Genomic DNA, 21,655 nt, shown 5'->3' with positions numbered 1-21,655 from the left:
TTTCGTTGTTTCTTCTTTTCGTATCGTTCAAAGTTTCATCGGGTCGACGTAGCCGGTCAGCTCGAGATAGCCGCGCCCCAGACGGCGGCCGTCGCGCTCCACCGTCACCGCGCCTTCCCAGTACACGGCGCCGGTCGAGCGCCGCGAGTCGAGTTCCTGGTCGGGCTGCAGGGGTTTCAGCTGCCAGCGCAAAGCGCCGGTCGAAACCGTTGTCGCGACCGGATAGCTGGCCCCCGTGCGCGGCGACTTCCAGTTTTGCTGCGGTGTGAAGCTTACCTGCTCGGGATTGTACTGGGTGACGCGGCCGGCGCCATCGCGCAGGGTCGCATGGGCCCACAGCCTTGCGCCGTCCTTGGCGCGGATCTGGAAGGCCATCAGGGCGCCGCCATCGTCGAGATTGATGCCGGTCCAGTCCCAGCCGGCGGCATTCGTTTCCAGTACCTGGCTGGACCATTCGTGGTCGAGCCATGCCGTGCCTTTGACTTTCAGGGGCTTGCCGGCGCGCGTGACCGTGCCGCTTACGTTCAGGTGAGGCTCGCTGTAATAGTAGCTGGCGTGCTCCGGCTTCGGCCCCTTGCGCGAGAAGCCGGCCTCGCCCTGCAGCAGCACGGGCTGGCTCGGCGAAAGCTGCAGCTCGAAGGCCAGTTCACCGCCGCGCACCGACACCTGGTAGCGCCCATCGGGATTGCGCCGCATGCTCCAGTCCTCGAGCTTGACGTCGGTGGTGCCGGTCTTTGCCCAGGCGAGGCCAAAGCCTTCGCGTGCGCTGCGCTGGTCGTGCAATAGCCGACCGGTCGCCGGGTCGGACAGGGCGGCGTGGCCGATGATGAGCTGCTTGGGTGCGAAGGCACTGGGGTTGTTGGCATCGTGCTCGGTGCGGCTTCGGAAGAAGGTGACTTGGAAGCCCAGCGGCTTGCCGCTAGGGGTCTCCAGCCAGCCGGTCACGTACCACCACTCGGTGCGGTGCTGCGGATGGGCGCCGAAGTCCTGCGGGAAGACCAGCGCGCGGCCCGGCGTCACCGGGGCGAAGTCCGGTGGCGCGGCCTGGACCGCGTTCGCCAACAGCAGCAGGATGAAGAGCAGGCGTCGCAGCATCACCAGTCCTCCCGCACGGCGCGCACAGGGCCACCGGAGAGCGCATAGCGTCCCGACACCAGCGCCGTGGCCACCGACGCCGCCACCAGCACGCCGGCGACGCTGCCCAGCAGTGGCCAAGGCAGGTGCAGCTGCATGGTCCAGTGGAAGGACTGCGGATTGACGACGTAAACGAGGATCAGGCTGATCAGGAGGCCGAGCGCGAAGCCGGTGGCCACGCCCAGCACCGTCAGCGAGCCGCCTTCGAGCGCCAGGATGCGCAGCACCTGGCCGCGCGAGACGCCCACGTGGCGCAGCATGCCGAACTCGCGGGCGCGCGCCAGGGTCTGGGCCGAGAAGGTCGCCGCCACGCCGGACAGGCCGATCGCGATGGCGATCGCTTCCAGCAGGTAGGTGACGGCGAAGCTGCGGTCGAAGATCCTGAGGCTAGCCGCGCGGATCTCGCCGGGGCTGGCGAATTGCAGGGTCGCGCCGAAAGGCAGGGCGCGCAGGCGCGCGGCGATGGCATCGACGGGGACGCCCTTGTCGGCCCACAGCGCGGCGTCGGTGACGATGCTGTCGCCGGTCAGGCGGCGGTAATCGTGCAGGCGTACGACCACGGAGCCGGACTGGTTGGCGTAATCGCGCCAGACGCCGGCCACAAAGAAGCGCTGGCGCTGCCCGCCCAGCGGCAGATCAAGGCGTTGGCCGGCGTGGAGGCCGTACAGATCGGTCATGGCTTCCGACACCCATACCGGCAGCTCGCCGGCGGGCGCGGGGATGGCGTCGCCGACCAGCGCCAGCATCCGGCCCGGGTCTGCGGCGTCGATGTCGCGTGCGATCAGGGTGATGGCGGGACGCGTCGGATCCAGGGCCAGCGGCCGGGTGCGCAGGAAGGCAGAGCGCGAGACGCCCGGCAGCGCGGCGATCGCCGCCTGTTCCGGTGCGCCAAGGCCGCCGGTATTGCCGCCGCTGGCCGTGCGCACGTAGAGGTCGGCGGGCAGGATGTGCTGGATCCAGTCGTCCACCGACACGCGGAAGCTGGCCACCATGATCCCCATCGCGACCATCAGGCTGAAGCTGGCCAGCACGCCGCCCAGCGCGATCGAGGCCTGGCCCGGCGCATTCGCCAGCCGCGCCAGCGCCAGGTTCAGCACCGGAGATTGGGCAGCCGACGGCCTGCGCAGCTGCAGGCGGTTCAGCAGGCGGAAGCTGCTGGCCGCCAGGCGCGGCATCAGGCCGATCCCGCCGATCAGCAGCAGGGCCACCGCGAAATAGCCGAACAGCGGCAGCTCGAACACGGGCGGTGCGAAGGCGCAGGCGGCCGCCAACGCCAGGCAGACCACTGAAGGCCAGACGCGCGACAGGCGCTCCAGCGCGGTTTCGTCGTTGCCGGATTTGAGGGCCACCGCGGGACGGGCGCGCGCAGCCTCCCAGGCCGGCGCCGCGCAGCCGAGCAGTGCCACGCCCAGGCCGAGCAGGAAGAAGACGCATGCCGCCAGCGGGGTGAACACGACGGTCGGCTTCACGCCGGGGAAGTAGCCTGCGCCGAGGTCGCCGCCGAAGAAGGCCAGCGCCGCCGCGGCCAGCGCGTAGCCGCCGGCGATGCCCAGCAGCGCGCCGATCACGCCCAGGCTCGCGCCTTCGACCAGCACCTGGTGCAGCAGAAGCCGGCGCGGCAGGCCGAGCACGCGCAGCAGCGCGAACTGGCTGCGCCGGCGCAGGACCGACAAGGCCTGGGTCGAGAACACCAGGAAGGCGCCGGTGAACAGGGCCACCAGCGCCAGCACGGTCAGGTTGACGCGGTAGGCGCGGCTGAGATTATTGTTGCGGCTTTCCTGGTTGGCGTCGTTCGGCGCCGCCACCGTGAAGCGGCCGGGGAAGTCCTTTTCCAGTTCCGCCGCCAGCGCGCGCTCGAAGGCGGCGCGGTCGACGCCGTCCCGCAGTTTCAGGTCGATGCGCGACAGCTTCCCCAGCTGCCCGAAGCGCCACTGTAGGGTGCCGATGTCCATCACCGCCAGGCGCTGGCCGCTGCGCGCGCGGAGGATGGGGCCGGCCACGCGCAACGGCACGTCATGGGTACCGGCGCGCAGCAGCAGGGTGGCGCCTGGCCGCACCCCCAGCCAGGACTGGGCCGCCGGCGACAGGAAGATGGTGTCGTCGCCCAGCACGTCGGCGCCGCGCTCTTTCTGCGGCACGCCGCTCAGGTCGGGCGAGACGTAGCCGGCGCGCAGCGCGTCCAGGCCGACGATCTTCAGCGATCCGGGCCTGCCGGCCAGTGCCGCATCCACTTCCAGCACCGGCGAGGCCACCGCCACGCCCTCGTGCGCAGCCAGGCGCGGGTAGATGCGCTCGTCGAACTGGGCTTCGCGTCCGGCTACCTGCAGGTCGGCCTGGCCGGCCAGGCTCTGAATGGCGGCAGAGAATTCGTTGAAGGCGGCGGCGTTGATCAGGTGGATGGCGAAGCCCATGGCCACGCCGACCGCGATCGCTACCACGGCCAGCAGGGCGCGCATCGGGTGCGCGCGCCACTCGCCTAGCAGCAGCCAGCGGGAGAGCAGCCCTAGGCCGGACATTCCACCGCCAGGGTTTCGCGCTGGCGCTTCGCCTTCAGGCGCGCCGCCTCCTGCTTAGCACCGTGCACGCTGCGCGCCAGATCTTCCTCGGCCCATTTGTGGCGCAGGCGCAGCCTGTCGCATTTCTGCCGTTTGGCGTAGGCGGCGCGGCCCAGCTTCGCCTGCGCACGCTCCTCCCTGGCCGCTTCCTTCTCGCGGGTGATGCGCGCCTTTTCCAGCGCCAGCAGGGTGCGGGCGTCGCCGCCCTGCGGGCCCATGGTGTCGGCGGGCGAGATGCCTGTCGGCGGTGGGGGCAGGGCCGTCGATGCGCCCTGGGCGCAGGGATGGTCGCTATAGCTGGTCTTGCCGTCGGCCGTGCATTTGTACACGGACTGGGCCTGCGCGGCGATCGGCAACAGGCAGGCGCTTAGAAGGAAAAGAAGGCGCATCGTGAAGGTCTCCCGGTCAAAGAATTTTGCCAGGGTTCATAATGCCCAGCGGGTCGAGCGCGGCCTTGATGGCACGCATCAGGTCCAGCTCGACTTGCGCTTTGTAGCGTGGCAGCTCGTCACGTTTCAGGGCGCCGATGCCGTGTTCGGCCGAAATCGAGCCGGCGAAGTCGGCCACGCTGTCGTGCACGATGCGGTTGACGTCGCCCTGGTAGGCGAGGAAGGCTTCATGCGGCGTGCCGGCGGGCGGCGCGATGTTGTAGTGCAGGTTGCCGTCGCCCAGGTGGCCGAAGCAGACCACCTGCACACCCGGCCAGGCGCGCGCCAGCAGGGCATCGGTCTTTTCCACGAAATCGGCGATGCGGGAAATGGGCACCGAGATGTCGTGCTTGATGTTCTTGCCATCCGCGGCCTGGGCCAGCGGGATGTGCTCGCGGATCGCCCACAGCGCGCGCGACTGCGCGATCGAGGTCGCGACCACGGCGTCCTGGGCCAGGCCGGCTTCGAGCGCGTTCTCGATGGTCTCTTCCAGCAGGCGTACGGCGTGCTGCTCCGACTCGTGGCTGGACAGTTCCAGCAGGGCGTACTGCGGGTGGGTCTGCGGGAAGGGCTGGGGCAGGTCGGGGAAGTGCTTGCCGACCAGGCGCAGGCAGACGTCGCTCATCAGCTCATAGCCAGTAAGGTTCGGGCCGGCGGTGTCCTGGGCCAGCTTCAGGAGTTCGAGCGCATCGCGGCAGCTGTCCAGCGCAACCAGGGCAGTGATGCCCGCCTTCGGCTGCGGGAACAGCTTCAGCACGGCGCCGGTGATCACGCCCAGCGTGCCTTCCGCACCGATGTACAGATCGCGCAGGTCGTAGCCGGTGTTGTCCTTGCGCAGGCCGCGCAGGCCGCTCCACAGCTCGCCCTGTGCGGTGACGACTTCCAGGCCCAGGCACAGTTCGCGCGTGTTCCCGTAACGCAGGACCCCGGTGCCGCCGGCATTCGTCGCCAGGTTGCCGCCGATGGTGCAGCTGCCTTCGGCCGCAAGTGACAGCGGGAACAGCATGCCGGCCGCGCTGGCCGCGTGCTGGATGTCGTGCAGGATGCAGCCGGCGTCCACCGTCATGGTGCGGTTGATGGTGTCGACGGTGCGGATGCGGTTCAGGCGCCGCAGCGAGAGCACCACGGCGCTCCCCGATTCGTCGGGCACGCTGCCGATCACGAGGCCGGTGCGCCCGCCCTGCGGCACCACCGGCACCCGGTTTGCGGCGCACAGCCGGACCAGGCCGGCCACCTGCTGCGGATCGGCGGGGCGCAGCACGGCACGGGCGCGGCCCGTGAAGCGGCCGCGCCAGTCGGTCAGGTAGGGAGAGACGTCGGCATCGTCGGTGAGCACATGATCGGCGCCGATCAGCTGGCGGCAATGCGCGAGGAACAAATCAGTCATGCGGCACTTTGACCTTGTCGAGCAGCTCCTTGGCGAGCTTCTTCGCCTGCTTCTTGTAGGGGCGCAGGTAGAGCAGGGCGAAGACGAAATAGCAGCAGACCAGCATGACCTCGCCCAGCGCCATGATGCGCGAGATCTCGGCCTTGTCGCTCCAGGCCCGTACGGCGCCTTCAATGAAATAGATGAGGATGACCATCGACGACCACTGCAGCGTGTACAGGTCGCGCTTGATCACGCCGCGCAGCGGCAGCAGCAGCGGCAGGGCCTTGAGCGCCAGCAGCGAGCCACCCGGATGCAGCGGGGCCACCACGATCTCCCAGGCCAGCAGCCAGACGCACAGGATGACCAGGCTGGTCACCGCTCCCGTATGAAATACCCGATGCACTTGCATTGCTTATTCCATCCCTTGCAGGTTGCGGCCCGCCAGCGCCAGGCGCCGGCCCAGCGCGATCGCCAGCCGCTTCTCGTCGTCCGTGATCGGGCGGTTGCCGTCGACGCCGGACCAGTGGGTCGCGCCGTAGGGGCTGCCGCCGCTTTCGGTGGTCATCAGTTCCGGCATGGTGTAGGGCAGGCCCATCACCATCATGCCGTGGTGCAGCAGCGGAATCATCATCGACAGCAGGGTCGACTCCTGGCCGCCATGCAGGCTGCCGGTGGAGGTGAACACGGCCGCCGGCTTGCCGGCCAGGGTGCCGGACAGCCACTGCGCCGAGGTGCCGTCGAGGAAGTACTTCATGGCCGCCGCCATATTGCCGAAGCGGGTGGGGGAGCCCAGCGCCAGTCCGGCGCATTCCGCCAGGTCCTCCAGCTCGACATAAGGCGCGCCGCTGCGCGGGATGTCGGGCTCGGTCGCCTCCGCCACGGTGGAGACGGCGGGCACGGTGCGCAGGCGCGCTTCCAGGCCGGGAACGCTTTCGACGCCCTGGGCGATGAGCTCAGCCAGTTTGCGAGTCTTGCCATGCCGTGAATAGTAGAGGATGAGGATGATCGGATTGGTTGGGTTCATCGTTGGTATTATAGGGCGGTTTATTCCTCCTTCGCGCCCAGATGCTCTCGAAAACCGTTTCCTCGATCTCCCGTTCCACCAGCGAGATGATCAACGTCAGCGTCGACATGGTGCGCGGCCTGACCTGGGCCGAGGTGCGCGACCTGGTGCGCTTTGCGCGCCGCCGCCTGCTCGACGAGAAACTGCCGCAGGTGGCCGGCAGCCTGACCTTCACCACCACGCTGGCGCTGGTGCCGCTGCTGACCATCGTGCTGGCCATCTTTACGACCTTCCCGATCTTCGGCCAGCTGCGTTCGGCGCTCGACCATTATTTCGTGCAGATGGTGATGCCGAAGGCGATCGCCAACACGATCACCTCGAACCTGACCCAGTTCGCCAGCAAGGCGACGCGCCTGTCGGCGGTGGGCGCGGTGGCGCTGGTGCTGACCACGGCGGCCATGATCGGCATGATCGAGCGCGCCTTCAACCAGATCTGGCGCGTCAAGCGTCCGCGCCCCTTCGTACAGCGGGTACTGATCTATTGGGCCCTCGTCACGCTCGGGCCGCTGCTGTTCGGGCTCTCGCTGACCGTCACTTCCCAGCTGTTCAGCGCCACCACCGGCCTGCTGAGCGCAGTGCCCTTCATTGGCGCCCTTTTCTATACGGTGGTGTCGGTGGCCCTGACCACCGGCGCCTACACGCTGCTCTACATGACGGTGCCGAACCGCTGGGTCGACTGGCGCGACGCGCTGTGGGGCGGCCTGGTGGCGGCGATCGCCTTCGAGGTCGCGAAACGCGTATTCGCGATTTTCATCCGCCAGTTCCCGACCTACGCCATCATCTACGGCGCGCTGGCGGCGCTGCCGCTGTTCCTGTTGTGGATGTACCTGTCCTGGCTGATCACCCTGGTCGGCGCGCTGCTGACCGCGGCGTTGCCGGTGGTGAAATACGAGCGCTGGTGGTACGAGCCGGTGCCCGGCGGCGCCTTCGTCGACGCGATGGCCATCCTGAAAGTGCTGCACGGCGGCGCGGCGATCACCGGCACGGCGCTGGTGACCGGCGCCCAGATCCGCGCCCACACCCGCATCGGCTACGACGAGATGACCCTGCTCCTGGAGCAGATGGTGGCGGCCGGCTGGGTAGGCCGCGTGCACGCCGAGGAATCGCTGCGGGCGGTCTGGGGACGCGGCGCGCGTGAGGGCGGCGAGGGCTGGGTGCTGCTGGTCGATCCGGGCCTGATCCGCCTGTCCGACGTCTACCGGCGCTTCGTGTTCGGTGGCGCCGGCATCGAATTCGTTCCCGGACTGGGTGCCGGCGCGGGCGCTGGCGCAGTCGCAGGCGAGCCGGCGCCGGCCTCGCCGCTGGCGCTGGACTCGGCGCTGCTGGCGCGCCGGGTCGAAGAGGCCGTCGAGCGCGGCCTGGACCAGACCCTGGCTGAGCATTTCGCCAACTAATCGCCTGGCAAGCGGCTGTTCCGTGTCTGTCTGGATACGGATTGTATTGAATTGTGGAATCAAACGTTGCCCGATGTTACTATTGCCGGGATACGTTTGGAGATCACATGATCGTTCGCCGCTTCCTTTTTGGCCTGCTGTTCCTGTGCTGGACTGCGCTGGCCCATGCCGGGGCGGACCAGGACGATTTCACGCTTGCGCTGAACGTCGCCCGCGAAGAAGCCTACGTCAAGCCCACCGCGGCGCTGGCCAAGCTCGAACAGCTCAAGGAAGGGCGCAGCAGCCGCGAACGCGGCCTGGTGCTGGTCGAAACCAGCCGCGCCAACTTCTGGCTCGGCAAGAAGCACGAAGCCCTGGAAGCCGCCCTGCAGGCCGAAAAGCTCGGCCGCGACACCCACGACGACAGCCTGCTGGCCAAGGCCATGCTGAGCCACGGCCTGGCGCTGTCCCGGCTGGTGCACGACCAGGATGCGGCGCGCAAGCTGATCGACAATGCCGCCGCGCTGGCGGACAAGACCGAGGACATCCACCTCAAGACCCGCGCGCTGGTGGCCCACGGCCTGCTGGCCGACCAGGAAGGCCGCAGCGACGACGCCCTGGTCTACGTCGAGCAGGCCGCAAACCTGGCGCGCACCGGCGCCGATCCGGACGCGCTGGCGATGGCCTTGCGCGAGCAGGCGCGCCTGATGGCGGTGGTCGGCGACCCCGCCCCGGCGCTGAAGCTGGCCGACGAGCTGCTCGCGATCGCCAAAAGCCGCGGCATCCCGGCCCAGCTGGCGCATGCGCGGCTGATCGAATACGCCACCGCTGCCCATGCCGGCAATCCGAAGCGCGCCGAGAAGGCGCTGCAGGCCGCAATCGACATCCTCGAAAAACTCGATGCGCGCGAGCGCCTTGCGGTGCCGCTTGCGAACCTGGCGGAACTCTACGTCCAGGCCCGCCGCTTCGGCGAAGCTGCGCGCACCAGCGAGGCGGCGCTGCGCATCGCGCGCGAAGTCGGCGACGAGACCGGCGCCCGGCTGGCGTCGTACGAGCTGGGCATCAGCTACGTCTATTTCCGCAACGTCGCCCAGGGCCGGCAGATGGTCGACAGCGCGCTCGAGGGACTGAAGGACGACGAGCGCTACGTGCGCATGCTGCTCGACTACGGCCACGCGCTGAACCAGGTGGGCTGGGGCGACGTCGCGCTGACCGTCTACGAGAAGGCGGGCTCGGTATCGCTGGCCGCCTGGCGCAAGGAAAAGCAGCTGTCCTACCAGGCCTTGCAGCGCGCCCGGGCCTACCAGAAAAAGCAGGCCGAGCTGACCGCGCTGCACCACGAAAGCCAGCTGAAGGCGGCCGAGCTGTCCACCATCAAGCGCATCCGCACGCTGTGGGTGGCGCTGAGCGCAACGACACTGGTGGCCGTGCTGCTCATCGCCTTGCTGTACGGGCGGGTGAAAAAGGCGAACGGCACGCTGAAGCTGAAGAACGAACAGCTGTTCCGCCAGAGCACCCGCGATTCGCTGACCGGTCTGTTCAACCGCCACTACTTCTACGAGCACGTGGTGCCGGCCTATCACGAGAATCCCGGCCGCGACGGCAAGGCCGGCGGCGTCTTCCTGCTGATGGACGTCGACCACTTCAAGTCGATCAACGACCGCTTCGGCCACAGCGCCGGCGACGTGGTCCTGAAGAACGTGGCGGCGCGCCTGGCCGGCAGCCTGCGCGAGCAGGACGTGCTGATCCGATGGGGCGGCGAGGAATTCCTGGCTTACCTGCCGGGCGTGGCGCTCGACGAGGCGCGCCAGCTGTGCGCGCGCCTACTGGCGGCGGTGTCCGGCACGACGATAGACGCCGATGGCCAGGCGCTGACCGTCACTGTGTCGATCGGTTTCTGCCCGCGCCCGGTGGCGCCGGTGGACGGCGGTCCGGACTGGGAAAAGCTGGTGCACCTGGCCGACCTCTGCCTCTACCTGGCCAAGACGGCCGGCAGGAACCAGGCCTTTGGCGTGGCCGATGCGAACGCGTTGACGCCGGCGGCGATTGCCGCGGCGGATGCGGACCTCGGTCAGGCGTCCGCGGACGGACTGGTCGACCTCGTCAACGTGAAAACGACCGTCACCAGCTGAATCGGAACCAGTAGGGTGGGCACGGGGTGCCCACCCTACCGATCACCAGCTGATCTTCCCGGTCAACATCTGCCAGTACATCACCCAGTCCGCGCGGAAGGACCACCACGGGTTGCCGAAGGTGGCCGGCCGGTTCTTCTCGTAGAAAAAATGCCCGATCCAGGCGCCGCCGTAGCCGCTCACCACGGCGAACAGCAGCCACCACGGGTTGAGGCTGTCGATGTACTGGGCGATCGAGGCGATCGCCGAGGACGTCCCGATGAAGTGGGCGCGCCGGCACAGCCGGTGCTCGTGCTGGGTCAGGTAGTAAGGATAGAACTCGGAAAAGCTGTTGTAGCGAACGGCAGCCATCGTCATATCTCCTTTGTCGCGAACGCGATCAGCGCGTCCAGCACCGCGTCGGGCTGCTCGGCCATCATGGCGTGGCCGGCATCCACGGTGACAATTCTGCCATGCTTGAGCGCAGACGTCAGCGCCTGTGCGGAACGCGGCGGCGTCATCATGTCGCGCGATCCGAGCACGAACAGGGTAGGGCAGCTGACCCCGGCCGCCGCCTCGCCGCCGTTCGCGTAGGCGTTGCAGGCCGAGAAGTCGGTGTGGAAGAGCTGAGCCGGGTTCTGCTCGGCCAGGCGCTGCATCAGACGCCGCGACATGCCCGTCACCGAGAAGCCGGGCGCCGGGCAGGCCGGGCGCGGCATCGGTCCCGAATGCGACCAGATGTTCACCATGTCGATGGCCGACTGCAGCGCATCCTTCGAGGCCGCCAGCAGGGCGTCCGACACTTTCATCGGCCAGGTCGTGCCCAGCACCGCCAGGCCGCTCACCCGGGCCGGCGCGCGGTGGGCGGCTTCCAGTGCGATCAGCGATCCCATGCTGTGGCCGGCCAGCAGCGCCTTGCCCGCGCCGGCAGCGTCCAGCAGGGCCAGCACCCAGTCGGCCATCGCTTCGACCGTCGGCAGCGCCTGTCCGCCGCTGCGGCCGTGGCCGGGCAGGTCGACCGCCAGCACGTTCCAGCCGTGCCAGGCAAAATACCGGCTCTGCAGCGCCCATACCGAATGGTCGTTCTGCGCCCCATGCAGGAACACGATGGTGGGCTGCCGTGCATCGAAGGCCTTGCCGCCGGTGTAGCAGTAAGCGGGAGCGCCATTGACCTGATAGATCATCTCAGGCTCCCTTCTGGGCCAGCTTCAGGCCGCGCGTCAGGTCTTCGATCAGGTCGTCCGCATCTTCCAGTCCCACTGACAGGCGGATCATGCCTTCGCCGACGCCGCTTGCCGCCAGCTGCTCGGTAGGCACGCGGAAGTGGGTGGTCGAGGCCGGGTGGATGGCCAGCGACTTGGCGTCGCCGACGTTCGCCAGGTGCGAGAACAGCTTCAGGCCGTCGACGAAGCGCTTGCCGGCCGCGCGCCCGCCGCGCAGGTGGAAGGAGAACACGCCGCCGGCGCCGCGCGGCAGCAGGGTCTTGGCCAGTTCGTGATCCGGATGGCTTTCCAGCTCGGGCCACACCACCGATTCCACCGCCGCATGGCTTGCCAGGAACCCGACCAGCTTGCGCGCGTTGGCGACGTGGCGCTCCATGCGCAGGCCCAGGGTCTCGATGCCCTGCAGGATGGCGAAGGCGTTGTGCGGGCTCATCGCCGCGCCGAAGTCGCGCAGGCCCTCGCGGCGCGCGCGCAGGGCGAAGGCGCCCACCGTCGATTCTTCGGCGAAGACCATGCCGTGGAAGCCCTCGTAGGGTTCGCACAGCTCGGCGAAGCGCCCCGTACGCGCATGGGCGCGCTGCCAGTCGAAGCTGCCGCCGTCGACCAGCAGGCCACCGATCGCGGTGCCATGGCCGCACAAGAATTTCGTGGCCGAGTGGAACACCAGGTCGGCGCCGTGATCGAATGGCTTCAACAGGTAAGGCGTGGTCAGCGTGGCATCGACCATCAGCGGCAGATCGTGCTCGTGGGCCAGCGCCGCCACGCGCGGGATATCGAGCACGTCCAGGCCCGGATTGCCGACGGATTCGCCGAACAGGACCTTGGTCTCCGGACGGATCGCGGCGCGCCAGGCGTCGAGGTCGCGCGGGTCGACGAAGGTGGTGTCGATGCCGAAGCGCTTCAGCGTATAGGCCAGCAGGTTGTGCGAGCCGCCGTACAGTGCACGCGAGGCTACGATGTGGCTGCCGGCGCCGGCGATGGTGCTGAGGCCCAGGTGCATTGCGGCCTGGCCGCTGGCGGTGGCGATCCCGCCCACGCCGCCTTCCAGCGCGGCGATCCGTTCCTCGAGCACGGCATTGGTCGGGTTCGACAGGCGCGAATAGACGTGGCCGGCGCGCTCCATATTGAACAGCGACGCCGCCTGGTCCGAATCGCGGAACGCGAACGAGGATGTGAAATAGACGGGCGTGGCGCGTGCGCCGGTGGCCGGATCGGGGCTGGCGCCGGCGTGCAGGGACAGGGTGTCGAAGCCGGGATACCTGGGACCGCTCATGGGAAACTCATCCGATTAGTATAGACAAGCGGCATCCTATCATCAGGCAAGTTAATTTTGTTGAAGCGCAAGGCTGGCTTTTTTGGAATGCATAGGCTAGAGTCGGCGTTATGTGTTAATCAAGCTTGCCAAGCATCCGAATCCAGTGTCCAGCTCTCTCGTTCCATCCGCTCCCGTACCCCGTACTCACGACATGGTGACCGCTATGAAAGTATCCGAAATCCTGCAGGTGAAGGGCGATATTCTCTACACGGTGTCTCCGGACACACAGCTGGCCGATGCGGCCGCGACAATGGCGGATCGCGACATCGGTTCGCTGGTGGTGATGGAATACGGCGACCTGGTCGGCATGCTGACCTTCCGCGAAGTGATCCAGGCCGTCAACGCCCACGGCGGCACGATCGGCGCCGGCACGGTGCGCAAGCACATGGACGACAGCCCGATCACCGTCACCCCGGACACCGAAGTGAACGAGGTGCGCCGCATCATGCTGGAAAAGCACGCGCGCTACCTGCCGGTGATGAATGCCCGCACCCTGCTGGGTGTGATCTCGTTCTATGACGTCGCCAAGGCGGTGCTGGAAGCGCAGAGTTTCGAGAACCGCATGCTGAAGGCTTATATCCGGGATTGGCCGGCGGAGCAGGTCGCCGAGGACTGATCAGCGGCCTTGGTTTTTGTAGGGTGGGCACCCCGAGCCCACGCGTGGGCACGGGGTGCCCACCCTACGCGGCGCGTGTCAGCGCATCCTTGCCCAGCCATTCCAGCAAAGCCTCCGGCGCCAGCGGCCGCGAGAACAGGAAGCCCTGCGCCAGCGGGCAGCCCAGCGCCTGCAGGATCTGCGCCTGGCGCTCATCCTCCACGCCCTCTGCGATGATCGACAGGCCCAGGTTGCGGCCCAGTTCGATCACCATCTCCGCAATGCTGCTGCCGCGCGCCGAGCCCGTGATCTCGGTGACGAAGGCGCGGTCGATCTTCAGGCGGTCGACCTGCAGGCGCTGCAGGTAGGACAGCGAAGAGAAACCGGTGCCGAAGTCGTCGATCGCGATCGAGACGCCGGTGCGCTTGATCGCCGCGAGACGCTCGATCAGCAGGTCCGGCTCTTCCATCGCCATCGATTCCGTGATTTCCAGCTCGATGCGCTCGGGCGGTGCGCCGGTGTCGACCAGCGCGGCGCGCAGCATGTCGAGGAAGCTCGGGTGGCGGAACTGCACCTGCGAGACGTTCACCGACATCGTGAAGTCGAGGTGGCCGGCCGCGCGCAGGCGCATCAGTTCGGCGCAGGCCTGGCGCAGTACCCACTCGCCGATCTCGATGATCAGGCCAGAATACTCGGCGATGGGGATGAAGCGGTCCGGCGGCACCAGGCGCCCGTCCTCGGTGCGCCAGCGCAGCAGGGCTTCGGCCCCGAAGGGGCGGTGGGCGGCCAGCTCGACCTGCGGCTGGTAGGCCAGGAACAGTTCGCCGTGCGCGAAACCGCTGCGCAGCGCGTGCATCAGGCGCACGCGTTCGCGGATCTCCACGCCCATCCCGCGCGAGAAGTAGAAATGGCCGCCGCGCTGGCGGGTCTTGGCGCGCTTGAGCGCGATGTCGGCATCCTTCAGCGCATCGGCGCCGGTGCCGTCGTGTTCCAGCAGACGCACCAGGCCGAGGGTGCTGGATACCTGCACGTCCTGGCCCTTGATCGAGAACGGCGCCGCGAACAGCGCATGGATGCCTTCCGGATCGACCTGCGCGGCGTCACCGAGAATGCAGAAGATGTCGCTGCCGATGCGCGCCAGCTGCAGGCGCGGGTGGACGCGGGCGCGCAGGCGCCGGGCCACCTCGACCAGCAGGGCGTCGCCGAACTGGTGGCCGAGGGCGTCGTTGATCTCTGCAAAATGGTCGAGGTCGACCAGGCACAGGACTTCGTCGCTCCGTGTCTCGCCCTGGGCCAGGCCGGCGTCGATCAGCTCGACGAGGCGGGTGCGGTTGGGCAGGCCGGTCAATGGGTCGTAGAAGGCGGCGTGCTGCAGGTCGGTCAGCAGGGCGACGTTGTCGAGGCCGACGGCGATATTCGAGGCGAACAGCTCGAGCAGGCCGCGCCGCAGCGGGTCGAGCGGGCGTTCGAGTTCGATCCAGGCGGTGAAGTCGCAGTGGGCCTTGCCGCCAAAGTACAGGGTCAGGTGGCGTTCGCCGAACACGTGGCGCTGCTGCGCCAGGCCGTCGCGGATCGCATTCGCCGCGCCATCGCCGCTTGCGGCGAGGACGCCGGTCGGCGCCAACGCAGCCTTGTCGCCCGACGCGGCCAGCACTTCCCAGCCGGCGGCATCGGGGCCGCCGAGGCAGGAGCACATCAGGCCCGGCGCCGGCTGGCCGATCAGGTGCGCGGCTTCGCGCAGGATGCCTTCCGCCATGCCGCTGATGGAGCGCAGCGCCATCAGCTCGGCGTTGGCGCGCACCACCTCGGCCAGGCCGCGGCGGCTGGCTTCCAGCGCGTGGATCTGTTCATAGGCGCGGATCGCGCTGGCCACCGAGGTGTACAGCTTGGTGCGCGTGAGTTCGGACTTGGTGCGGTAATCGTTGATGTCGTAGCCGCGGATGGCGTCCATCTCCGGCGCGTAGCCGGGCTGGCCGGTGCGCAGGATGATGCGCAGGTCGTGCAGGCCGAGGGTCTCGCGGATGTGGCGCACCAGGTGCAGGCCAGCGTCCGCTTCTTCCATGACGACGTCGAGCAGGACCACGGCGATGTCGTCCTCGGTCTCGAGCAGGGCGCGGGCCTGGGCGGCGGAGTAGGCGTGCAGGAATTCGAGGCGGCGGCCGTGCAGCTCAAGGCTGCCGAGCGCGAAGGTGGTGGTCGAGTGGACGTCGGCGTCGTCGTCGACGATCATCACCCGCCATGCGCCGCCGGATGTGCCGGCGACTACGTCCGAGGCGCCGCTGGATAGAGCCGGCGCTTCGTCGACGAAGACCAGTTCATCGTCCTGCGCTGGGGGCGGTGCGGGCATTGCTGCATCTCCGGTTTGACTTGAATCAATGAATCTTAGTATATATGACTTGCCAGCACGTCAGGAAAAAATTCTTCAAGGCAACATTCACTTCGTTGTTCCAGATCCTCCCCCAAGCGCGGTGCATCCGCTGCTGGTAGAATCGATCATTCCGTTTACTCAACTTTAACGCATCCATGTCCGGCAACACATTTGGCAAGCTGTTTTCCGTCACCACCTTCGGCGAGTCCCACGGTCCGGCCATCGGCTGCGTCATCGATGGGTGCCCGCCCGGCATCACCTTGTCCGAAGCGGACATCCAGCCCGAGCTGGACCGCCGCAAGCCCGGCACCTCGCGCCACGTGACCCAGCGCCAGGAAGCCGACCGCGTGCAGATCCTGTCCGGCGTCTACGAGGGCGTCACCACCGGCACCCCGATCGCGCTGCTGATCCCGAACGAAGACCAGCGCAGCAAGGACTACGGCAACATCGCCGAGACCTTCCGTCCCGGCCACGCCGACTACACCTACTGGCACAAGTACGGCGTGCGCGATCCCCGCGGCGGCGGCCGTTCCTCGGCGCGCCTGACCGCGCCGGTGGTTGGCGCCGGCGCCATCGCCAAGAAGTGGCTGCGCGAGCACTACGGCACCGAATTCATGGGCTGCATGCGCCAGCTGGGCGACATCGACGTCCCGTTCGAGTCCTGGGACCACGTGCATGCGAATCCCTTCTTCGCGGCGACAAGCGACGCGGCCCTGATCGCGCGCATGGAAGCGGCGATGGACGAACTGCGCCGCGCAGGCGACTCGATCGGCGCGCGCATCGACGTGGTGGCGAAGAACGTCCCGGTGGGCCTGGGCCAGCCGATCTATGACAAGCTGGACGCCGACATCGCCTACGCCATGATGGGCATTAACGCGGTGAAGGGCGTGGAGATCGGCGCCGGTTTCCACTCCGTCGCGCAGAAAGGTTCCGAGCATGGCGACGAATTGACCCCGGAAGGCTTCGTCGGCAACAACGCCGGCGGCGTGCTGGGCGGGATCTCGACCGGCCAGGACATCACGGTCTCGATCGCGATCAAGCCGACGTCCTCGATCCGTACCCCGCGCCGTTCGATCGACAAGGACGGCAAGCCGGCCATGGTCGAAACCTTCGGTCGCCACGACCCCTGCGTCGGCATTCGCGCGACGCCGATCGCGGAAGCCATGCTGGCGCTGGTGCTGATGGACCATGCGCTGATGCACCGCGCGCAGTGCGGGGATGTGCGGGTTTCCACGCCCAAAATCTGATCGTCATTCCCGCGAAAGCGGGAATCCATACGCCGCGCGACCAGTGGCTCAGCATGGATTCCCGCCTTCGCGGGAAGTCAGGTCGGGCAATGCCCGGCATGACGCTGGTCGAATGTACCGCCCCCTAGCCAACTTCGCCGTGTTCCTGTTCGTGTACTACGCGTTCATGGGCACGCTCACCACCTACGCCCCGCTGTACTTCGCCGCCCATGGCGTGAGCGCTGCCGAAGTCGGCGTGCTGATGTCGCTGGTGCAGGTCATGCGCATCGTCGGCCCGACCCTGTGGGGCTGGGTGGCCGACCATACCAGCCGCCGCGTGCTGGTGCTGCGCATGACGGCGCTCGGTGCGCTGGCCGCGTTTTCGGGCATCGCGCTCGGCCGCGGCTTCGCGCATTTCTTCGTCGCGATGGTCTGCCTGAACCTGTTCACCAGCGCCCAGGGGCCGCTGACGGAAGCGCTGATGCTGGCCGAGATGCGCGGCGACACCAGCCGTTACGGCCGCGTCAGGCTGTGGGGTTCGCTGGGCTTCATCACCGCCGTGATGGCCGCCGGGGTCGCGCTCGACCGCTTCGGCGTCGGTGCGCTCCCCTGGCTCTGCGGACTCGTGCTGCTGGCGGTGCTTGCGCAATCGCTGCGCATCCGCGAGGCGCCGCCCGTGGACGGGGCGCACGCCGCGCCGCCGCTGCTGCAGGTCCTGCGCCAGCCGCCGGTGATCGCCTTCTTCGTCCAGGCTGCGCTGATGGTCGGCGCGCATACCTCGCTGTATTCCTTCTATTCCTTGTACCTGGAGCGGGCCGGCTATGGCAAGGCGCTGACAGGGGCGATGTGGTCGCTGGGCGTGCTGGCCGAGGTGGTGTTCTTCTATTTCCAGGCCGGCGTGCTGCGCCGCTTCGGGGTACGGGCGGTGATGATGGCCTCGTTCGCGGTGGCGGTGCTGCGCTTCGGCGCGATCGGCCTGGGCGCCGGCTGGCTGGCGCTGCTGGTGCTGGCCCAGCTGCTGCACGCCTTCACCTTTGCCGCCCACCACTGCGCCTCGATCACGGCCATGCAGCGCTGGTTCGGCGGCGCGCTGCAGGCGCGCGGACAGGCGCTGTTCATGAGTATCGCCTATGGCGTCGGCGGCACTTGCGGCGGCCTGTTCATGGCGTGGTGCTGGGAGAGCCTGGGGCCGGGTTCGGTGTACGGGGCCGCGATCGGCCTGACGATGATGGCGGCCGGGGCGGCAGGGCTGTTCTGGAGGTGGGAGGGTCTCTCGCTTCGTCATTCCGGGCATTGCCCGAAATGACTTCCCGCGAAGGCGGGAATCCATGCTGAGCGTATGGATTCCCGCTTCCGCGGGAATGACGGTAGACCTTTAGGCCCGCGTGACGACGGCTTCGAGCTGCTGGCGCCGCTCCACCGACTTCACCACCAGCGCCCGCAAGTCGTTCAGCAGCGAGAACTCGGTCTGGCTCAGGAACACCGACGGGAAGCGGTCGTCCCAGTCGCCGTAGATGAAGCCGACCGGCTCGCCGTTGGTGCACAGCGGGATGATGACGAAGCAGCGCGCCGAGCCCAGCGTGCCTTTCCACCAGCCGGGCAGCTTGCTGGCGAATTTCGGGTCGCGCGCGTTTTCGATGAAGATCACGCGGTCGCTGCCGAGGGCGGCGAAGAATACGTTCGGATCGTAGGCGTCGTCGAAGATCAGCTTGGGCTGCAGGGCCTTAGCGCCGTCGCCCAGGCCGATCTTGGCGCTGTACTTGCCTTCGCGGCGGCTGCGCAGGAAGCCGAAGGCGCGCGTGAAGGACAGGCCGTGGTAGGCGCTCTCGATCGCCATCGACATCATCTGGCCCGGGGTGGCGCTGCCGGCGGCATCGCGCATCTCGGCCACGCCGCTGGTCAGGATCTTGTTGCCAGCGTCCCGCATGCGGGTCGCGGCGGCGGCGCGGGCGCGCTTCTCGGGCGGATTCGCCAGCGGCGCGATCGACAGGTCGGCGGCGGCCTCGACCCTGGCCTGCTCGATGGCGCCGACGATGTTGTCGGCTTCGATGCCGAGCATGGCCGAGAAGTTCGAGGCCAGCTGGGCGACCTGCTCGGCGGCGCCCTCGTCGCCGTGCCACAGCGACTCGGCGCACTGCGAGGACATGGTGCCCAGTGCGGCCAGCCAGTCTTCGTGGGCGAAAGCGTCGCCGCGCTCGCCCGGTTCCACGCGGCGCATGCCGGCGATCAGGTTGCGCGGCAGGCCCCAGTGCTCGGCGGTGGCGCGGCCGATCTGTTCGAGGGTCAGGCCGAGCTGGTCGATGGCAGCCGCATCGTCGGCGCCTTCGGCCGCGGCCTGCTGCAGGATCGTCCAGCGTTCCGGCAGGTAGAAGGTGACCATCATGCGGCCCAGCGAATGCAGGATCGAGCAGACCACCGCTTCTTCCGGATCGCGCACGTCGGCCTTGGCGGCCACCTGCTGGGCCACCATCCCGGCCAGCACCGCCTTTTCCATCTCGATGTGGGCCTGCAGCGAGTCCGGCGTGGACTTGCTCAGTTCCTCGATCAGCTTCAGCCCCAGGGCCAGGTGGCCGATCGCCTCGGTGCCCAGCACCAGCACGGCCTTCGACACGGTGTTGATGCGCTGGCCGAAGGCCGAGTACATGCCGCTGTTCGCGAGGCGCAGCACCTTCTGGGTCAGGACGGGATCGGACAGCACCGTCTGGGTCATGGAGAAGTCGCGCTCGTCCTCGCCGCGCATCGAGGCCAGGATGGCGTTGATGGCGCGCGTGAAGCCGGGCATGTCGCCGCGCCGGCGGATGCGTTCCCACAGCAGGGCGAGGGTGGCGTCCGCCTTCGGCGAGCGTTCGGTATTCAGGGTCTGGTTCATGAGTGGCCCGCCCGCAGTTCGTTCGGGAGCAGTTCGGTGTACAGGTCTTCCTTCAGCGCCGCCATGGCGACGTGAGCCGACATCGGTTTGCCGGTCAGGTAGCCCTGCACGTAGTCGCAGCCGCGCGATTCCACGTAGCTGAGTTGTTCTTCGGTTTCGACGCCCTCGGCCACGACGGACAGGTCGAGGTGCTTGGCCAGGTCGAGCACGGCGTTGCAGATGGCCGCGTCCTTGGCGGACGCTGGCAGGTCCTTGATGAAGGCGCGGTCGATCTTCAGCACCGAAATCGGGAAGCGCTTCAGGTAGGCCAGCGACGAATAGCCGGTGCCGAAATCGTCGATCGCGATGCGCGCGTTGCGCTCGGCCATCTTGCCGAGGATGCTCTCGGCATGCGCCGGGTCGACCATCAGCGTGCCCTCGGTGATCTCGAGCACCAGCTTGTCGCCGGGCGTGCCGGAAAAGGCGAGGGCGTCGTCCAGCACCGACAGGAAGCGGTCGTTGCGGAACTGGCGCGGGCTGATGTTGACCGATATGTAGAGGTCGCGCTTGGCGATTTCCTCGAACTGGCGGATCTGCACCAGCGCGGACTTGAGCGCCCAGGCGCCCAGCATGTTGATCAGGCCATTCGTTTCGGAGATCGGAATGAAGCGCACCGGCGGCACCATGCCCAGGGTCGGGTGCTTCCAGCGCATCAGGGTTTCGAAGCCCTCGATGCGGCGGGTGCGGCTGCTGACGATGGGCTGGTAGTACAGCATGAACTCGCCCTCGCGCACCGCCTGGAACATCGCCGCCTCGAGCGAGATGTCGTGCTGCGGTGGACTGGTTTCGCGGCTGCTGTGGACGATGGTGCGGGCGCCGCCGGTTTCCTTGGCGCGGCCCATCGCGCTGTCGGCCAGCGCCACCAGGCGCACTTCGTCCTCGGCGTGCTCCGGGTACACCGAGACCCCGACCGAGGCGCCCAGGTAGACCGTGTGCTTGTCGATCTCGAAGGGCGACTGCAGCGCGGCCAGCAGGCGGCCGGTCACCAGCTTGATCTGGGCTTCGTTGTAGGTGCCCGGCAGGACCGCGACGAATTCGTCGCCGCCGACGCGGGCCAGGGTGTCACTGTCGCGCAGGGTCTTGCGCAGGCGGCCGGCGGCCATGCGCAGCACGGCGTCGCCGACCGGGTGGCCGAGGCCGTCGTTGACTTTCTTGAAGCCGTCCAGGCCGATGGTGGCGATCGAGAAGCCCTGGCCGGAGCGGCGCGCGTTTGCGATCACCATGCGGATGCGGTCCGACAGCAGCAGGCGGTTCGGCAGTTCGGTGAGGGCGTCGTGGGTGGCCATGTGGCGCAGGCGCTGCTCGGTGGCGCGCTGGGCCGACATGTCGCGGCCCACGGCCAGCAGTTCCGGGCCGCCGTCGAGCAGGCTGACGCGCAGTTCGAACCAGGTTTCCTTGTCGCCCGCGCGCAAGCGCGCTTCGACCAGCACCGGCTCGGCGCGCGCGGTGGCGTCGACGATGGCGTTGCGCAGCGCCGGCTGGTCGACGTCGACCGCGAGGGCGGGCAGGGCCGTGTTGCGCAGTTCGCCGGCCGCGCCGAGCAAGCGCTGGCCGCGTTGGCTGGCATGGCGGATCAGGCCGGAGGGGTCGATGCGGAACGCGATATCGCCCACCGCTTCCATGAGCGCATCCAGCCCGTGGGCCGGCGGCGCATGGCGCGGATCCTCGTTCGCTGCTGCTGGTGAACCGGGGCGCATGTCTGAATAGGTGCTTTCTTAATCCTGGCCGCAACCGGAGCGGCGGCAAACCGCACGAGTGTATCAAATCCTCTGGAAATGTATCACTGAAAGATTCTCGAAAGCATTAAAAAACACAACTCACCCCTGTGTTCAGTCCCACCTTGATACCCCGCAGCTGTCATTCCGGACAGGTCGTGCTTGCCCGGCTTGAAGCTTTAAGCTAGCCTTGTTGCCTTGTCGATAACGCAAGTCGGGCGCCGAGCCCGTGCATTGTCGCCGATGTAGTGCAATTAGGAAACCTTTCCTTT

17 protein-coding genes are annotated in these 21,655 nt (G+C 68.0%); 5 read left to right on the top strand and 12 right to left on the bottom strand.

Annotated features, from left to right (window positions below):
- Nucleotides 1-27: 27 nt before the first annotated feature.
- Genes AC07PE_RS22940 through wrbA form a run of 6 tightly spaced genes read right to left on the bottom strand, consistent with a single transcriptional unit; the run spans nt 28 to nt 6,510 of the window.
- Nucleotides 28-1,095: a lipocalin-like domain-containing protein gene (locus AC07PE_RS22940; protein ID WP_498768833.1), complete on the bottom strand. Its 1,068-nt coding sequence runs from the start codon at nt 1,093-1,095 to the stop codon at nt 28-30.
- Nucleotides 1,095-3,650, bottom strand: a complete 2,556-nt coding sequence (locus tag AC07PE_RS22935) for an ABC transporter permease (RefSeq protein ID WP_498768831.1) — start codon at nt 3,648-3,650, stop codon at nt 1,095-1,097. The genes AC07PE_RS22940 and AC07PE_RS22935 overlap by 1 nt, the downstream gene beginning before the upstream one ends.
- Nucleotides 3,638-4,078 carry a DUF4124 domain-containing protein gene (locus tag AC07PE_RS22930; protein ID WP_498768829.1) on the bottom strand — a complete coding sequence of 147 codons (441 nt, stop codon included), beginning with the start codon at nt 4,076-4,078 and terminating at the stop codon, nt 3,638-3,640. Before AC07PE_RS22930 ends, AC07PE_RS22935 begins: the two co-directional genes overlap by 13 nt.
- Before the next feature lie 16 nt (nt 4,079-4,094).
- Entirely contained in the window at nt 4,095-5,504 is a 1,410-nt protein-coding gene (locus tag AC07PE_RS22925; RefSeq protein ID WP_498768827.1) for an FAD-binding oxidoreductase, read from the bottom strand.
- Nucleotides 5,497-5,895: a DUF2069 domain-containing protein gene (locus AC07PE_RS22920; RefSeq protein WP_498768825.1), complete on the bottom strand. Its 399-nt coding sequence runs from the start codon at nt 5,893-5,895 to the stop codon at nt 5,497-5,499. Before AC07PE_RS22920 ends, AC07PE_RS22925 begins: the two co-directional genes overlap by 8 nt.
- 3 nt (nt 5,896-5,898) lie before the next feature.
- Nucleotides 5,899-6,510 (bottom strand): NAD(P)H:quinone oxidoreductase, encoded by a 612-nt coding sequence (wrbA, locus tag AC07PE_RS22915; protein ID WP_498768823.1) that lies wholly within the window; start codon nt 6,508-6,510, stop codon nt 5,899-5,901.
- An 86-nt stretch (nt 6,511-6,596) separates the two neighbouring features.
- Between wrbA and AC07PE_RS22910 the strand changes: the two genes are divergently transcribed.
- Entirely contained in the window at nt 6,597-7,943 is a 1,347-nt protein-coding gene (locus AC07PE_RS22910) for a YihY family inner membrane protein (RefSeq protein ID WP_498769090.1), read from the top strand.
- Nucleotides 7,944-8,050: 107 nt separating this feature from the next.
- A complete protein-coding gene (locus tag AC07PE_RS22905) occupies nt 8,051-10,054 on the top strand; it encodes a GGDEF domain-containing protein (RefSeq protein WP_498768821.1) in 2,004 nt (667 codons plus the stop codon).
- A gap of 42 nt (nt 10,055-10,096) precedes the next feature.
- Here AC07PE_RS22905 and AC07PE_RS22900 read toward each other — a convergent pair whose 3' ends face one another.
- The 3 genes from AC07PE_RS22900 to AC07PE_RS22890 are packed head-to-tail and all read right to left on the bottom strand — an operon-like array spanning nt 10,097 to nt 12,529.
- The gene (locus AC07PE_RS22900; RefSeq protein ID WP_498768819.1) at nt 10,097-10,411 is read right to left on the bottom strand and encodes an Mpo1-like protein; all 315 of its coding nucleotides are present in this window, start codon (nt 10,409-10,411) and stop codon (nt 10,097-10,099) included.
- Complete coding sequence (locus AC07PE_RS22895) at nt 10,408-11,217, bottom strand: alpha/beta fold hydrolase (protein ID WP_498768817.1); 810 nt, start codon at nt 11,215-11,217, stop codon at nt 10,408-10,410. The genes AC07PE_RS22900 and AC07PE_RS22895 overlap by 4 nt, the downstream gene beginning before the upstream one ends.
- Nucleotide 11,218: 1 nt before the next feature.
- A complete protein-coding gene (locus AC07PE_RS22890) occupies nt 11,219-12,529 on the bottom strand; it encodes an O-acetylhomoserine aminocarboxypropyltransferase (RefSeq protein ID WP_498768814.1) in 1,311 nt (436 codons plus the stop codon).
- Between the two features lie 205 nt (nt 12,530-12,734).
- Between AC07PE_RS22890 and AC07PE_RS22885 the strand changes: the two genes are divergently transcribed.
- A complete protein-coding gene (locus tag AC07PE_RS22885; RefSeq protein WP_230022542.1) occupies nt 12,735-13,187 on the top strand; it encodes a CBS domain-containing protein in 453 nt (150 codons plus the stop codon).
- A gap of 64 nt (nt 13,188-13,251) precedes the next feature.
- On the opposite strand, the gene AC07PE_RS22880 is transcribed toward AC07PE_RS22885, so the two are convergent.
- Complete coding sequence (locus tag AC07PE_RS22880) at nt 13,252-15,513, bottom strand: putative bifunctional diguanylate cyclase/phosphodiesterase (RefSeq protein WP_498768811.1); 2,262 nt, start codon at nt 15,511-15,513, stop codon at nt 13,252-13,254.
- Between the two features lie 176 nt (nt 15,514-15,689).
- On the opposite strand from AC07PE_RS22880, the gene aroC reads away from it, so the two are divergent.
- Nucleotides 15,690-16,781 (top strand): chorismate synthase, encoded by a 1,092-nt coding sequence (gene aroC / locus AC07PE_RS22875; RefSeq protein WP_498768809.1) that lies wholly within the window; start codon nt 15,690-15,692, stop codon nt 16,779-16,781.
- Nucleotides 16,782-16,893: 112 nt separating this feature from the next.
- The gene (locus tag AC07PE_RS22870) at nt 16,894-18,066 is read left to right on the top strand and encodes an MFS transporter (protein WP_498768807.1); all 1,173 of its coding nucleotides are present in this window, start codon (nt 16,894-16,896) and stop codon (nt 18,064-18,066) included.
- Nucleotides 18,067-18,135: 69 nt separating this feature from the next.
- On the opposite strand, the gene AC07PE_RS22865 is transcribed toward AC07PE_RS22870, so the two are convergent.
- Both AC07PE_RS22865 and AC07PE_RS22860 read right to left on the bottom strand, forming a co-directional pair.
- On the bottom strand, nt 18,136-19,629 hold the full coding sequence (locus AC07PE_RS22865) for an HDOD domain-containing protein (RefSeq protein WP_498768804.1): 1,494 nt from the start codon (nt 19,627-19,629) through the stop codon (nt 18,136-18,138).
- Nucleotides 19,626-21,365: a putative bifunctional diguanylate cyclase/phosphodiesterase gene (locus AC07PE_RS22860; RefSeq protein ID WP_498768802.1), complete on the bottom strand. Its 1,740-nt coding sequence runs from the start codon at nt 21,363-21,365 to the stop codon at nt 19,626-19,628. The genes AC07PE_RS22865 and AC07PE_RS22860 overlap by 4 nt, the downstream gene beginning before the upstream one ends.
- Between the last annotated feature and the right edge of the window lie 290 nt (nt 21,366-21,655).

Source organism: Telluria sp. GW821-FHT07G12, assembly GCF_059418525.1.
The sequence above is the reverse complement of the archived record's forward strand: the minus strand, read 5'-3'. Positions and strand labels throughout refer to the sequence as shown.

Bases quoted from the DNA above. Each gene is read 5' to 3' on its own strand.
- AC07PE_RS22940 (WP_498768833.1), bottom strand. From the start codon at position 1,095: ATGCTGCGACGCCTGCTCTTCATCCTGCTGCTGTTGGCGAACGCGGTC.
- AC07PE_RS22935 (WP_498768831.1), bottom strand. From the start codon at position 3,650: ATGTCCGGCCTAGGGCTGCTCTCCCGCTGGCTGCTGCTAGGCGAGTGG.
- AC07PE_RS22930 (WP_498768829.1), bottom strand. From the start codon at position 4,078: ATGCGCCTTCTTTTCCTTCTAAGCGCCTGCCTGTTGCCGATCGCCGCG.
- AC07PE_RS22925 (WP_498768827.1), bottom strand. From the start codon at position 5,504: ATGACTGATTTGTTCCTCGCGCATTGCCGCCAGCTGATCGGCGCCGAT.
- AC07PE_RS22920 (WP_498768825.1), bottom strand. From the start codon at position 5,895: ATGCAAGTGCATCGGGTATTTCATACGGGAGCGGTGACCAGCCTGGTC.
- wrbA (WP_498768823.1), bottom strand. From the start codon at position 6,510: ATGAACCCAACCAATCCGATCATCCTCATCCTCTACTATTCACGGCAT.
- AC07PE_RS22910 (WP_498769090.1), top strand. From the start codon at position 6,597: ATGATCAACGTCAGCGTCGACATGGTGCGCGGCCTGACCTGGGCCGAG.
- AC07PE_RS22905 (WP_498768821.1), top strand. From the start codon at position 8,051: ATGATCGTTCGCCGCTTCCTTTTTGGCCTGCTGTTCCTGTGCTGGACT.
- AC07PE_RS22900 (WP_498768819.1), bottom strand. From the start codon at position 10,411: ATGACGATGGCTGCCGTTCGCTACAACAGCTTTTCCGAGTTCTATCCT.
- AC07PE_RS22895 (WP_498768817.1), bottom strand. From the start codon at position 11,217: ATGATCTATCAGGTCAATGGCGCTCCCGCTTACTGCTACACCGGCGGC.
- AC07PE_RS22890 (WP_498768814.1), bottom strand. From the start codon at position 12,529: ATGAGCGGTCCCAGGTATCCCGGCTTCGACACCCTGTCCCTGCACGCC.
- AC07PE_RS22885 (WP_230022542.1), top strand. From the start codon at position 12,735: ATGAAAGTATCCGAAATCCTGCAGGTGAAGGGCGATATTCTCTACACG.
- AC07PE_RS22880 (WP_498768811.1), bottom strand. From the start codon at position 15,513: ATGCCCGCACCGCCCCCAGCGCAGGACGATGAACTGGTCTTCGTCGAC.
- aroC (WP_498768809.1), top strand. From the start codon at position 15,690: ATGTCCGGCAACACATTTGGCAAGCTGTTTTCCGTCACCACCTTCGGC.
- AC07PE_RS22870 (WP_498768807.1), top strand. From the start codon at position 16,894: ATGTACCGCCCCCTAGCCAACTTCGCCGTGTTCCTGTTCGTGTACTAC.
- AC07PE_RS22865 (WP_498768804.1), bottom strand. From the start codon at position 19,629: ATGAACCAGACCCTGAATACCGAACGCTCGCCGAAGGCGGACGCCACC.
- AC07PE_RS22860 (WP_498768802.1), bottom strand. From the start codon at position 21,365: ATGCGCCCCGGTTCACCAGCAGCAGCGAACGAGGATCCGCGCCATGCG.